Raw genomic sequence first — 13294 nt, forward strand, 5'->3', positions numbered from 1 at the left:
TTGCGTCATTTCATTCATACCCTATTTTCCAACATAATGAATAATAAAAAGCCCCCGCAACCGAAGCTGCGGGGGCTCTTCTAATCAGTGAAACGCTTAGGTTACTTCGCGACTTTCGTCACTTTGAACTCCGTGCGACGGTTGCGCTGGAATTCTTCTTCGGTCTTGGCATTCGCCACCAACGGACGGGTTTCACCGTAGCCTTTGGCGGTGATGCGGGTTTTGGCAATGCCCTTGCTCACGATGTAGTCAACGGCGGCCTGAGCGCGCTGTTGCGACAGCTTCAAGTTGTAGGCGTCCTTGCCGCGCGAGTCAGTGTGTGAACTCAACTCAACCGAAATTTTGGGGTTGTCCACTAGTGTCTGCACCAGCGTGTCGAGGCGAATAGCGGCATCCGGACGAATGTCGTATTTGTTGTAATCGTACAGGATGTCCTTGATTTCGATAGCCCGAGCAAGGATGATTTTGTTCAGCGTCAGGGTCACTGGCAGTTGAACGTCATTCGTCAGATTAGGCAGCTGGTCCTGGCTGGGCTTGCGGCCCGAAGTGCTCAGGGTCGTACGCGCAGCGAAGTCGCCAGCCCGTTCAGCCCGGAAGCTGTAGTTGCTCACCGAGTCCAGCTTCAGGTTGAATTTACCCGAGGCGTCGGTCGTTACTGTCTGTGGGGCACCGTTGGGGCCGCTCACGGTAACGGTAGCACCGGCAGCCGGCGTAGTAGTACCGGCTTTGTCGTCGCGCTCCAGCACAGTACCATCAGCATAGAAGGTAACCAGCTTGAGGGGCTTCTTCTTGAACATGTACACGTCGTCCGAACCTTTGCCACCGGCGCGGTTCGAGCTGAACAGACCCATGTCGTTGGCCATCGGCACGGGGGCAAAGTCGTCGGCAGGGCTGTTTACATCAGCACCTAGGTTTACCGGTTTGCCACCTTTCACCATGAACAAGTCAAGCTTGCCCAAGCCCGGACGTCCGTCCGAGGCGAAGTACAGCGTGCCGTCAGGCGCTACGCCGGGGAAGTTTTCATTGCCTGCCGTGTTGATGCTTTCGCCTAGATTCTCAGCGGGCGAGAAGCGGCCATTGGGGCCCAGCGTGGCTTTGTAAAGGTCGTTGCCACCCTGGCCGCCTTTGCGAGCCGAGGAGAAGTATAGTGTAGTACCATCGGGCGCGAAAACCGGCGAGAAGTCGTCGGCGGTGCGGTCGTTGATGTTGGCGAGTACGGGCTCACTCCAAGTGCCGCCTTTGTTGTAAGAAATCCAAAGGTCAACGCTCAGGAGCGTGGTTTTGTCGCCACCTTCCGGCTTATAGTCGTTTTTCTTGCCGCTGTTCGAGCGAGCAAACACCATTGTTTTACCGTCGGGGGTATAAGTGGCGCTGGCTTCGTGCTTGGTTTCGCTGTTGAAAGGGCCTTCGAGCTTGCGAGCGGTACCACCGGTCATGGCCGTAGCATCGTCAAACTTGATGGCGTAGAGGTGGTTGAAGTTCTCGCCATTACCTAGGTACTTTTTGCCTTCGCGGCCGGAAGTGAACACGAAGTCGCCGCCGGGAATCATTGCACCACCAAAATCGGAAGCCGCCGAGTTCAGCGCGTCCACGGGCATCACATCGTACTTGTTCTTCATACCGGCTACGTCTTTGCTAGCCGTAGCATTTTTAGCTTCGGCTTCGGCCCGGGCAGCGAGGGCACGGTTGCCGCCGCTGGTGGCATAAGTGGCAAACTGAGCAGCCGCTTCGTCGTACTTGCCATTGGCTTTCAGGGCCTCAGCGTAGCGGAAGCCGGCGTCGGCGTTTTTCACGCCGCCATCCAGCGCCGCCTTGTAAAAGGGTTCGGCCATCTCCACCCGGTTCGAGAGGCGGTAGGCCTCACCGATGCGGAAGTTGGAGATGGCCGCATTTTTGCCCGAGGCTACATCGGCCTGGTACAAAGGAATTGCCAATTCATATTGGCCTCGCGCGAATTGCTTGTCGCCTTTGCTCATGCCGCCAGTAGTGGCACAACCGCTCATTAGCGCGACAGAGCCAGCCGCAGTGCAGACGAATAATAGTTTCCTCATAGGTGAAATTGGGGTGGTGTGGAGAAAGAGGGCAGGGGGAAAAGGTACCGACTAGGCATTTTTGGGTTAGCAATAATACTACGTTTAACTAGGATTCATGCTAGGGCCGGATTTTTTTCTTCGTGTCTGAAGAAGCGAGCTAACCAGGTTTCACCTGCTGGGCGGGGCCAGTGGGTATCCAATTCAGCCTTAGTCGCTACCGTATTATCAAAATAAAAGGTGTCCGCAAGCACAGTTCCAGCAGCCACAGCAGCCTTGAGTTCAGTGTGCTTCACGGTGTACACTGTGCCGGCTCGTAAAAATGCCAGCTGGGATTTGTCGAGCAGCGTCACCCCAAGCTCTTGTTCCAGTCGCGCCACAAATCGCACCGAAGCATCAATGGAGCAGCCACTAGCGTTGGCAACGTCTTCATCAAGCCCAATCACCAGAAAATGCTGATGCAGAAATTCTGCCGAGGCCAGCAGGCTCCGGCCGTGGCTGGTCCACTCATCGGCAAAGTGCGCCAGCGCCGGCATCACCGACACTATTTCGGGGCCGCTGAGCGGCCGGCTGGCTTGGTAAATCCAGACCCGTGCTTTGGGTGGGAGTTGGTCGAAAGCAACGTACATAAGCCGCAGAATTAACAGTGGGCAATGGCGGGCAAACCGGCAGCGCGGCAGCCTGATGCCTCAAAGTTATGGGGGTAAACGAAGCAAGCTCGTTTTTCTTGCTTCGTTTACCCCCAAAAATTAAGTAGTCCGCAAAATCTAGGCGTTGATGCCTTCGGCTGAAGCCACCAATTCAGCGAGGTCGAAGACCTGGACTTTGCTTTCCTGTTCCTTGTTCTTCACGCCGTCGCTCATCATGGTCATGCAGAAGGGGCACCCCACGGCAATGATGCTGCCTTGCAGGTCGTGCGTGGCGGGCGTGCTGGTTTCCGTTTCTACACCACCTAGGTTGGCTAGCGCATCGGCTTTGCCGCTGAGAGTGGCCAGAGCCTCCTCGGTGCGCTCGATGTTAATATCCTTTTTGCCAGGCTCGGGCTCTTTCCACATCTGAGCACCGCCGGCGCCGCAGCACAAGCCGTTGGCGCGGCTGCGCTTCATCTCTACCAAATCAGCATCAAGGGCCGCCAGCACGTCGCGTGGAGCTTCGTAAATATTGTTGGCCCGGCCCAGGTAGCAACTGTCGTGAAAGGTGATGCGACGGCCTTTGAAGCTTTCGCCACCGGTCACGCCCACTTTGCCTTCGTTGATGAGCTGCTGCAAGTAAGTGCTGTGATGAATCACTTCGTAGTCACCGCCCAACGCTGGATATTCGTTCTTAATGGTGTTGAAGCAATGCGGGCAGGCCGTCACAATCTTCTTGATGCCATAGCCATTCAGGGTCGTGATGTTCTGCATGGCCTGCATCTGAAACAGAAACTCGTTGCCGGCGCGCTTGGCGGGGTCGCCGGTACAGCTTTCTTCCAGGCCCAGCACAGCATACTTGGTGCCCACATGGTCGAGAATCCGCACAAAGGCGCGGGTCACGCGCTTATACCGGTCGTCAAACGCACCCGCACAGCCCACCCAAAACAGGATTTCGGGCGATTCGTTACGGGCCGCCAAATCGGCCATGACGGGAACGTTGATTTGCTTTTTGGTGGGAGCTTCGGGAGTCATAACAGCTTATTATGTAGAACGTCATGCTGAGCGAAGCCGAAGCATCTCTACCGCGTAACTATCTTTTTTAAATGGATTACTTACACGGTAAAGATGCTTTGCCTGCGCTCCGCGTGACCGTGCATTTGATGCGACGATTAGGCAACCGTTGCTGCCGATTTCTCAGCCGCAAACAAGTCGTCAGCCCAGTTGAAGCGGTCCGAAGGCGAAAAGGCCCACGGCGCACCGTTGTTTTCAATGTTGGAGAACATCACGTTCAGCGAGTTCGGGGCAGCCGATTCTTCTAGCACCAGGAAGCGGCGCATCTCAATAATGCTTTCGAGCGGGTTGATGTTCACGGGGCAGCTTTCCACGCAGGCGTTGCAGGTGGTGCAGGCCCATAGCTCTTCAGGAGTCACTTTGCCGCGCAGCAGCGTGGCTTCTATAAGGTCGGTTACGGGCTCGTGCTTGGCTTCGGGGCCATACACGTTGGGGCGGAAAATGAGCGGCGACTCGTATTTCTCCTCCATGCGGTCACGCGTGTCCATGATTATTTTGCGCGGTGAGAGCAACTTGCCCGTCAGGTTAGCTGGGCACACCGAAGTGCAGCGGCCGCACTCAGTGCAGGAGTAGGCATTCAGCAGGTTGGTCCAGGGCAGGTCCTCCACATCTTTGGCGCCGAACGGCGTGGGTGCCAGGGCCGAGCCGTCGGGGGCGGTGGGCGCGGGCGGCACCACGAAGCTAGGGTCCATCATGGCCTTCACTTCATTGGTAATGCTTTCCACATTCGAAAACTGGCCCTGCGGTACCAGACGCGAATACCACACGTTCGGGAATGCCAAGATGATGTGGAAATGCTTTGAGCTTGGCAGGTAGTTCAGAAAGAGGAAGATACCCGTGATGTGAATCCACCAGCCCAGACGTTCTAACACGTGCAGCGTAGCCACATCAGACGGCAGCAGGCCCACCAGCAGATTGCTGATAGGAAAAGTGCCCGGCAGGTCTACTCCCTCCATCTGGTGCAGCTTTAGGTCGGCGGTGTTCATGAAGAACAGGGCCGCCATCAGGGCTACTTCAATGTAGAGGATGATGTTGGCATCCAGCTTGGGCCAGGCTCGCAACTCCACGCCGCTGAGGCGTTTCACTGGTGGGTTGCGGTTGCGGCGCCACCAGAAAGCAGCCACTGCTATGATTACCAACGCCCCCAGGATTTCATTGGTTGCCATTAGCGCATCGTACACCGGCCCGAGAAACTTCAGGGCGCGGTGGAAGCCGAAAATGTTGCCAAACAAGCCATCGATGACGATTTCAATTACCTCGATGTTAATGACCAGAAAGCCCACGTACACCACGAGGTGGAGCAGAGCCGGCGTCATGCGCTTGAACATTTTCTGCTGCCCGAAGGCCACCAGCAGGGTTTTGCGGAAGCGCTCGGCGGCGTGGCCACTCATGTCACGGTCGCGTCCGACGAGGATATTGGCGCGAATTTTTCGGACCTGCCACGTGAACAAGCCAAAAGCTGCTACCAAGAGCAGCAGGAAGAGGATAGATTGCAACATGGGGTAAAGGTAAGGTGGGAACGATTGGGGACGCAAGATACTCGGCATGCCGAATACTTTCTGGAAAAAAGTACAGGTCCCAACACTTTTTTTACTCCATTCCTTGCGTCATTGTTTTGGATTCGTACCTTTGCGGTCCCCAAAGCAACCTAAAGGCGCTACGGGGAAACGGCAACATAGCTCAGTTGGTAGAGCACAGCACTGAAAATGCTGGTGTCGTTGGTTCGATTCCAACTGTTGCCACGAAAACCCCCATTTCTATAACAGAAATGGGGGTTTTGCTTTTAGGCCAAATACTTAGGTTTTGTTGAATGCGTAGACACTGCCTTTACAATCCAACGACTGCCTGCTACCAGCCCATTATTCTGGCAGCAAGCGGATAATGAAGTTCTTGAGCGGGTTCTTTTTAATAATCGTTACCAGTTGACCGTTTACATACTGGTACTCGTCTTCGCGTCCGTCGCGCAGTGCCTGCCAGCTACCTGATTTGCCTCGGTTCAAAGCGAAATAATCACCGAAGTACTCAGCAAAGGCTCGCGTTTGGCTCAATGGCGGCTCGCCAAAAAACATGTTTGTTACCGCGTAGCGAATGGGCTGTGTTTCGGTGGCTTTGTAGTGGTGCTTGTATTGGTCGGCCACAATGTCGTAGTGGTCACCCTTCCACTCGGTCCGGGAAGCGAAATCGCCTTGGTTGGTGTGCGTTTCTACCGTCGAGAGCAGCAACTGACCGTTATGGAAGCGGTTGGTTACCTGGTAGTAAATCTTTAGGTGGTAGAGCAGGAAGTTTACCTTCACGTCGCTTACCAGGGAGTACGTCACATCGGCCCCAACCGGTGCCTGCCGTGTCGCTGTCATGGTGCCTACCCGAAGGCCGGCCACTTCAATCCCGTAGTGCCGCGCCTCGGCCCCAGCGGGTGGGCCCGCAACCACGGGCGCGGGCAGGACTAGGGCACTGACCAGCAAAAAAGAAGGGAGCAACATGAGCGCAAGCAGTTAGAAAAGTAAAAACAAGGCCCCTGCCAACTTGTAGCGGGCATCGCCGTTCTTTAAAGCAGCTTAGGGATTGGGCGAGCTAGCAGCACCCGCCGCCATCGTAATGGTAAGTCGAGGGTGAGATGAAGATATCGTCGCGGTTCAGCCGGGCCAGCGTTCCGGCCGTTTTGTCGCACACGGCCAAGGGTTGATTCTGTAGCAGCACGTGGCCTTCGTGGTCATCGAAGTATTCTTCGGAACCGTAGTAGATAGCCGTGCGACCAGTAAATATGCAGGGACCGTCAGTAGGTACGGGTTCCTTTATGGCACACACTTCCACGCTCTCTATGTAAATCAACTCGGCGGTGGCGTAGTGCTGGGGCGAGAGCACGCGGTAGGCGCGTTTAGCGCGCACCTCCACCGTGCCGAAACCTACTTCGGTTATCATATTCAGGTACTGTTGCAGGGGCAAAGAGCCGGTGAGGCAGAGGGCGCGCAGACGCTCGTCGGCGCGCAACTCGTCACTCATGGGTTGCTCGCAAGTGGGGTCCGACATCACGAGGCGGCCGTGGGGTTTGAGCACACGGTAGGTTTCCTGCAGGGCCCGGCGCAAGTCGTCGAGCTTGAAGATGTTGAACAAGCAGTTCTGGGCGGCCACGTCTACGCTTTCGTCGGCTACGGGCAGGTGCAGGGCATCGCCGGCGCGGAGGTCAATAAAATCCTGCCGAAACCAGTCGTTCTGCTCCTCGGCCGTCCGCATGTTTTCGCGGGAGGCTTCGAGCATTTCACTCACCACATCTACCCCAATCACGGCCCCCGGCCGGCGGCTGAAATATGCGAATTGCAGCAGCTCCATGCCACCGCCCACGCCGACGTAGAGCACGGTGGGCGAATTGGTAAGGTCGCGCGGGTTTACGGTGCTGCCGCAACCGTAGTTCATGCTCAGCATGCGTTGTGGAATGCGCAGGCTGGGCAGTTGCCATACAGGGTTAGTGGTGCAGCACAGGCCCACCTGGGGCTTCTGGGCAGCTTGGCGGTACACGTCGGCGGTGGTGTCGAGATAACCCATAATGAAGAGGCGCTTTAGGCTAAAGATGAAGCAAGAAAGTGCGCTACTGCTTATTCAGATTCCAGTTATAATCGAGGTAGGTAATCTTGGTATTGTCGTCCATTTTGACGGTAGCGTACTTATTGACCCATTTGGCGACCGACAGGTTGTTTTGGGTCCAGTCGCCCTTGTACCAGTCGAAGTATTTGGAGAGCTGGGCGGCGGCCTTGCCGGGTTTGTTCTTGGCCGGGTTGTTGAGAAAGTCGCGGCCCTGGTCCTCGAGCTGGCCGTCCAGCTTGGCGGCGGTGTAGGCCTCGTTGCGCAGGCGCGGGCACGACAGCGCGGCGCACACCAGGGCGAAGTGAATGCGCGGGTCGTCGAACTTCTTGCGCAAAATGCCGTGCTCGATGTTGTCGAGGCTCATCTTTTCGCCCGCGATGCTGAAGAACTTGGCCGCCCAGGGCGTGGTCACGAACGGAATCTTGATTTTGGCGCCGATGTCCTTGATGCTCTGCACCGGGTAGTGGTCCAGAATGAGGCGGATGGTGAAGGCGTTGTAGGCGTTTAGCCAATAGGCCATTTGCTCGGCCTTGCTCCAGTTGGCAGCGGGCGGAGTCTTGCTCAGCATCGCCAAATACTGATTAAACACCTGCTCATCGGCCTGAAATCCCTTGTAATCCACCAGCCCCTGCGCCGAGACGTGCTTTTTGAGTAGCTTATCGAAGGCGCTGTGGTCGACTAGGGCACTGGTGGCGGCTACGGCATAGGTGGGGGACGGCACTGGGCTGAAGCCAGTTACTGCCACGGCGGTTAGCGTGCCGGCGGCCAGTAGTAGGGACCCGATGGTTGATATTTTCATGAGCTTGTTCATCGTGCTACATACGAGAAAGCTCCACGCTAAAGATTGATAGGCCGCAATCCTCTAGCTGCTGCAACTTCGTACAAAGTAGCGACTACAGTTTTACTCTATCAATTAATCCGGAAGTTGCATTTTCTAAGCCCTCCTATTTCTTGATGCTGAGCGTAATCATTCCCACCTATAAGGAGGCGGCTAACATCGGCCGATTAGTAGCCGACCTGCGATGCTACGCGCCTCCGGAGGGCATAGAAATCCTGGTGGTAGATGCTGGCAGCCCCGATGGTACGGCTGCTGTTGCCCGTGCCGCCGGGGCTACTGTGCTGGAATCGCCGAGGCCCGGCCGGGCTACCCAGATGAATTACGGAGCCCAGCATGCCCGCGGGGACATTTTCTATTTTGTGCACGCTGATGTGCGCATTCACCCCGACTACGTGACCACCATCCAGGAAGCTGTGGCCCGGGGTGACGCGGCCGGCTGCTACCGCTTCCGGTTCGATTCCAATCATCTGCTGCTGCGCATCAATAGCTACGGCACCCGCTTTAAAGGCATCATGAGCCGAGGTGGCGACCAAACGCTGTTCATCAGCCGGGTCCTGTTTGAGCAGCTAGGGGGCTTCAACGAGCAGTTTGTCATCATGGAGGACTTCGAGATTATTCAGCGTATCCGGCGGGTGGCCCGCTTTCACATCGTGCCGCAGGACGTGGTGGTATCGGCCCGTAAGTACGAAACCAACAGCTGGCTGCGCGTGCAGCTGGCCAACCTCACCGCCTTCTCGATGTACTTCCTCAAGCTGTCACCCACCCGCATTGCCCGCACCTACAAGGCATTGCTTAATTACCGCTAATGCTCCCACGTGTGCTTGTGACCGGTGCCAATGGCTTTCTGGGCCGCCACCTCGTAGCGGAGTTGTTGCGCCGTGGCTACCCGGTGCGTGCGCTGGTACGGCCCAGCCAGAAGTGCGCTGCCTCCTCGCCCTTGCCGCCCCTGCAGGCGCTGCCTATTGAAGTGTGCGAAATAGACTTAAGTCGCTCGGTCTGCAAAGCGGAACTGGCAGCAATAGCCGCCGGCTGCGGGGCCATTATCCACGCCGCCGCTGCCGCCCAGGTGAACCCGGCCCGCAACCCGACCGTGTGGGCTACCAACTTTCGGGGCACGGAGCAGGTACTGCGCCTGGCGCAGAAGGCTGGAGTAGCCCGTCTGGTTTACGTGGGCACTGCCAATGTCTTTGGTTTCGGCACCCAAAAGCGGCCCGGTGATGAAACCCGGCCCTACACCGGCCGGCGCTACGGCCTCGACTACATGGACAGCAAGCGCGCCGCTACCAACCTGGTGCTGCAAGCCGTGACCCAGGAGCAATTGCCCGCTGTGCTGGTGCACCCCACCTTTATGCTAGGGCCTAGCGATGCCAAACCAACCTCGGGCAAGCTACTGCTGGAACTGCGCGCCGGCCGGCTGCCGGGCTACCCGCTGGGCGGCAAAAACTATGTACACGTGCGCGATGTGGCCGTGGCCACCGTCAACGCTCTCACACGGGGCCGCGTGGGCGAATCCTACATTCTGGGCAATGAGAATTTAAGTTACCGAGAAGCGTTTGGGTTGATGGCCGGCGTGCTGGAGGTGGCCTCGCCGCGCTGGCCGTTGCTGCCCCCGCTGGCCAATTTCTACGGCGTACTCTGCGCCTGGAAGGCTTCGCTCACCGGGCGCCCCGCCCAGATTAACCCGGCAATGATTGCTGTGGCCAACGATGGGCACTACTTCACCCCACAGAAGGCGCGTGTCGAATTGGAACTGCCCAGAACGCCTGTTCACCAAGCCGTTGTCGAAGCATTCGACTGGTTTAAAGCCCACGGCTATGTCCACTAATCTCACCACCGGCCCGCTGGTGGGTCAAGTCGTTTTGATTACCGGCTCCGAATCGGGCATTGGTCGCGAGACGGCCCGCGCGTTCTGCCAACTGGGAGCCGCCGTGGTACTCAACGGCCGCCAGGCCGAGCGCCTGGAGTGTACCCGGCAGGCCCTGGCAGCCGAAGGCTACCGGGTAGCCGCCTGCGTGGCCGACGTAACCAATTATGCCGACTGCGAGCACCTTGTGGCGATGGCGCTCAACCGCTTCGGCCGCCTCGATGTGTTGATAACCAACGCCAGCATTTCCCAACGAGCCTACTTTGCCGACATGCAGCCCGAGGTATTCCGACAGGTGCTCGATAGCAACGTGTACGGCTCTGTGTACCCACTCAAGGCCGCGCTGCCGCACCTTATCGCCCGCCAGGGCAGTGTGACGTTTATCTCCTCAATCTCGGCCCTCAATGGCATGCCCAGCGGCTCGGCATACTGCGCTGGCAAGGCTGCCCTGGCGAATTTAGCTCACACCCTGCGCCTGGAGTTAGCCGCGACCGGGGTACATTTTGGCGTGGTGCACATTGGCTTCACGCAGAACGACCCCGACAAGCGTGTACTCGATGCGGCAGGGCAGCCCGTGCCCATCGCGCACCGCCCGCCGCGCTGGCAAAAGTCGCAGGCTCAGGTGGCTGCCATCATTCTAAAGCACGTCCGGCGGCGGCGGCGGCGCACAATTATTTCAGCCCTTGGACGCCTCATTCTGGTAGTGCATTCGCTGTTGCCCCGGCTCGGCGACTGGGTGGTGTTAACTTCCCAACGCCGGATGCGGAATTTCTACGAATAGCCCGCCACAATCTGGCCCCTAACCTTTTTTATATTTTTTAAACCCACGTATGGAAACGTATTACAACCCCGCCGACCTCAAGAAGTTCGGCAACATCGGTGAGTTTCAGAAAGAGTTTGCCGATAAATTCTTCACTTACTACGGAGCCGTTTTCGCTGAAGGGGCTCTCACCGCCCGCGAAAAATCTCTGATTGCCCTAGCCGTGGCCCACGCAGTGCAATGCCCATACTGCATTGATGCCTACTCGGCGGATACGCTGGAAAAAGGCTGCACTGAGCCCGAAATGATGGAGGCCGTTCACGTGGCCGCTGCTATTCGTGGGGGAGCTACGCTGGTGCATGGCGTGCAGATGATGAATAAAGTCAAAGAGTTATCCATGTAGGCCCGTAGCGTGGATGCTACGAGTTTGTACGTTGTGCCACCCAACATTCCTGCGCACGGACTCGCGGAGTTCGTGCTACCTTTTTGCCATGATAAAATCTCTTAAAGCCTCTGGCAGCCAGCTTGCCGATTCGGCTTTTCAGCTGACTGTGCTGCGCCAGGAAGTCGTCGAGGTGCTGCATCTACCACCCTTTCACCAAAAAATGGCCGAAACGGGGCTGTTTCCATTACGGCCGGTAGCGCCGGCAGTGCTGCAAATCAACGTGGGCAAAATGTGCAACCAAGTCTGCAAACATTGCCACGTAGACGCGGGCCCCGACCGCAAAGAAATTATGACCCGCGCGACGATGCAGCTCTGCCTCGACGCACTGGCCCAGACCAACATCCCCACCGTGGACCTCACGGGAGGCGCACCCGAGATGAACCCCGATTTTCGCTGGTTTGTGGAGGAAATCAGCAAGCTGTGCCGCAAGGTGCTGGTGCGCTGCAACCTCACCATCATCGTAGCCAATAAGAAGTATCACGACTTGCCCGAGTTCTTTAAACGGCACGGGGTGGAAGTCGTCAGCTCGCTGCCGTTCTACTCCGCCGATAAAACTGACCGGCAGCGCGGCGACGGTGTTTTTGCCGATTCCATCAAAGCCCTGCTGATGCTGAATGCTGTAGGCTATGGCCAGCCTGATAGTGGATTGGTGCTGAACCTGGTGTATAACCCCGCCGGGGCCTTTATGCCGGGGCCACAGGCAGGGCTGGAGCAGCAGTTCAAGCGGGCACTGTTCAAGGACTACGGCATCGTTTTCAACAGCCTGTTTGCCATCACCAACCTACCGGTGAGCCGCTTCCTCGACTACCTTGTGGAATCGGGCAACTACGCCGGTTATATGGAAAAGCTCGTGACGGCCTTCAACCCCACGGCTGCTGCCGGCGTGATGTGCCGCGACACCATTTCGGTGGGTTGGGATGGTGGGCTCTACGACTGCGATTTCAATCAGATGCTTGACCTGCACGTGGCCAGCACCAGCCAGCACATCCGCGACTTCGACGCGGCGGCCTTGGCCCAGCGACCCATCGTTGTCAACCAGCATTGCTATGGCTGTACGGCCGGCGCGGGGTCCAGCTGCGGCGGCACCGTGGCATAAATGCTGGGTGTTGGCCTTTGTCGGCTACGCACTTTGCGTATGCTTATAGCATCAATTTTAACAGCTATTGCCACCACTAATAGCCTTACCACAATGGGGAGGCCCTACTGCTCGTTCAGATTCCAGTTATAATCGAGGTAGGTAATCTTGGTATTGTCGTCCATTTTGACGGTAGCGTACTTATTGACCCATTTGGCGACCGACAGGTTGTTTTGGGTCCAGTCGCCCTTGTACCAGTCGAAGTATTTGGAGAGCTGGGCGGCGGCCTTGCCGGGTTTGTTCTTGGCCGGGTTGTTGAGAAAGTCGCGGCCCTGGTCCTCGAGCTGGCCGTCCAGCTTGGCGGCGGTGTAGGCCTCGTTGCGCAGGCGCGGGCACGACAGCGCGGCGCACACCAGGGCGAAGTGAATGCGCGGGTCGTCGAACTTCTTGCGCAAAATGCCGTGCTCGATGTTGTCGAGGCTCATCTTTTCGCCCGCGATGCTGAAGAACTTGGCCGCCCAGGGCGTGGTCACGAACGGAATCTTGATTTTGGCGCCGATGTCCTTGATGCTCTGCACCGGGTAGTGGTCCAGAATGAGGCGGATGGTGAAGGCGTTGTAGGCGTTTAGCCAATAGGCCATTTGCTCGGCCTTGCTCCAGTTGGCAGCGGGCGGGGTCTTGCTCAGCTGGTCCAGGTAGTGGTTAAAGGCCGTTTGGTCGGCTTTCCAGGCTTTGTAGTTGACGAGCCCTTTCTCGTTGACGTGCTTTTTCAGCAGCTTATCGAAGGCGCTGTGGTCGAAAGCCACTGGGGCCGATAAGGGTGGTGGCAATGGTGCCGGCCGCGAAACCGATGGCGTAGCCGTAGTAAGACCCAGTAAGCAGGCGGCCAGGAGCAGGGCACAGAACGAAGAAGCTTTCATTAGCACAGATGTTGGCCGGCATATACGGGCCTGCGCAGCTGAAAAGTTTGAGGTGTTTCTGGGCTCAACCTTACAAGCCA

13 protein-coding genes and 1 tRNA gene are annotated in these 13294 nt (G+C 57.3%); 6 read left to right on the plus strand and 8 right to left on the minus strand.

The features are described from left to right. Positions 1 to 101: 101 nt before the first annotated feature. The 4 genes from J4E00_RS05720 to J4E00_RS05735 all read right to left on the minus strand — a co-directional run bounded on the left by J4E00_RS05720 (position 102) and on the right by J4E00_RS05735 (position 5232). A complete protein-coding gene (locus J4E00_RS05720; RefSeq protein WP_208174139.1) occupies positions 102 to 2051 on the minus strand; it encodes an OmpA family protein in 1950 nt (649 codons plus the stop codon). 95 nt (positions 2052 to 2146) lie between these two features. Continuing rightward, entirely contained in the window at positions 2147 to 2659 is a 513-nt protein-coding gene (locus tag J4E00_RS05725; RefSeq protein ID WP_208174140.1) for a hypothetical protein, read from the minus strand. A 138-nt stretch (positions 2660 to 2797) separates the two neighbouring features. Further along, positions 2798 to 3649, minus strand: a complete 852-nt coding sequence (locus tag J4E00_RS05730) for a (Fe-S)-binding protein (RefSeq protein ID WP_208174412.1) — start codon at positions 3647 to 3649, stop codon at positions 2798 to 2800. 182 nt (positions 3650 to 3831) lie between these two features. Continuing rightward, positions 3832 to 5232, minus strand: a complete 1401-nt coding sequence (locus J4E00_RS05735) for a (Fe-S)-binding protein (protein WP_208174142.1) — start codon at positions 5230 to 5232, stop codon at positions 3832 to 3834. A 170-nt stretch (positions 5233 to 5402) separates the two neighbouring features. Between J4E00_RS05735 and J4E00_RS05740 the strand changes: the two genes are divergently transcribed. Continuing rightward, positions 5403 to 5475: transfer RNA gene (locus tag J4E00_RS05740), tRNA-Phe, on the plus strand. Between the two features lie 117 nt (positions 5476 to 5592). On the opposite strand, the gene J4E00_RS05745 is transcribed toward J4E00_RS05740, so the two are convergent. From J4E00_RS05745 to J4E00_RS05755, 3 genes are all read right to left on the minus strand, one after another. Then, on the minus strand, positions 5593 to 6213 hold the full coding sequence (locus J4E00_RS05745) for a DUF6134 family protein (protein ID WP_236049509.1): 621 nt from the start codon (positions 6211 to 6213) through the stop codon (positions 5593 to 5595). A 91-nt stretch (positions 6214 to 6304) separates the two neighbouring features. Next, positions 6305 to 7273, minus strand: a complete 969-nt coding sequence (arsM, locus tag J4E00_RS05750) for an arsenosugar biosynthesis arsenite methyltransferase ArsM (protein ID WP_208174144.1) — start codon at positions 7271 to 7273, stop codon at positions 6305 to 6307. A gap of 43 nt (positions 7274 to 7316) precedes the next feature. Next, a complete protein-coding gene (locus J4E00_RS05755) occupies positions 7317 to 8111 on the minus strand; it encodes a DUF547 domain-containing protein (protein ID WP_208174146.1) in 795 nt (264 codons plus the stop codon). 152 nt (positions 8112 to 8263) lie between these two features. Here J4E00_RS05755 and J4E00_RS05760 point away from each other — a divergent pair, with 152 nt between their 5' ends. The 5 genes from J4E00_RS05760 to arsS all read left to right on the plus strand — a co-directional run bounded on the left by J4E00_RS05760 (position 8264) and on the right by arsS (position 12315). Further along, positions 8264 to 8956 carry a TIGR04283 family arsenosugar biosynthesis glycosyltransferase gene (locus J4E00_RS05760; RefSeq protein ID WP_208174148.1) on the plus strand — a complete coding sequence of 231 codons (693 nt, stop codon included), beginning with the start codon at positions 8264 to 8266 and terminating at the stop codon, positions 8954 to 8956. Further along, on the plus strand, positions 8956 to 9975 hold the full coding sequence (locus tag J4E00_RS05765; protein ID WP_208174150.1) for an NAD-dependent epimerase/dehydratase family protein: 1020 nt from the start codon (positions 8956 to 8958) through the stop codon (positions 9973 to 9975). The genes J4E00_RS05760 and J4E00_RS05765 overlap by 1 nt, the downstream gene beginning before the upstream one ends. Further along, the gene (locus J4E00_RS05770) at positions 9965 to 10795 is read left to right on the plus strand and encodes an SDR family oxidoreductase (protein ID WP_236049511.1); all 831 of its coding nucleotides are present in this window, start codon (positions 9965 to 9967) and stop codon (positions 10793 to 10795) included. The genes J4E00_RS05765 and J4E00_RS05770 overlap by 11 nt, the downstream gene beginning before the upstream one ends. A 49-nt stretch (positions 10796 to 10844) precedes the next feature. Further along, positions 10845 to 11177 (plus strand): arsenosugar biosynthesis-associated peroxidase-like protein, encoded by a 333-nt coding sequence (locus J4E00_RS05775; protein WP_208174153.1) that lies wholly within the window; start codon positions 10845 to 10847, stop codon positions 11175 to 11177. A gap of 91 nt (positions 11178 to 11268) precedes the next feature. Beyond that, complete coding sequence (gene arsS, locus J4E00_RS05780; protein WP_208174414.1) at positions 11269 to 12315, plus strand: arsenosugar biosynthesis radical SAM (seleno)protein ArsS; 1047 nt, start codon at positions 11269 to 11271, stop codon at positions 12313 to 12315. 104 nt (positions 12316 to 12419) lie between these two features. Here arsS and J4E00_RS05785 read toward each other — a convergent pair whose 3' ends face one another. Then, positions 12420 to 13214 carry a DUF547 domain-containing protein gene (locus tag J4E00_RS05785; RefSeq protein ID WP_208174155.1) on the minus strand — a complete coding sequence of 265 codons (795 nt, stop codon included), beginning with the start codon at positions 13212 to 13214 and terminating at the stop codon, positions 12420 to 12422. Between the last annotated feature and the right edge of the window lie 80 nt (positions 13215 to 13294).

The sequence above is a fragment of the Hymenobacter negativus genome, assembly GCF_017571495.1.
Taxonomy (GTDB): domain Bacteria; phylum Bacteroidota; class Bacteroidia; order Cytophagales; family Hymenobacteraceae; genus Hymenobacter; species Hymenobacter negativus.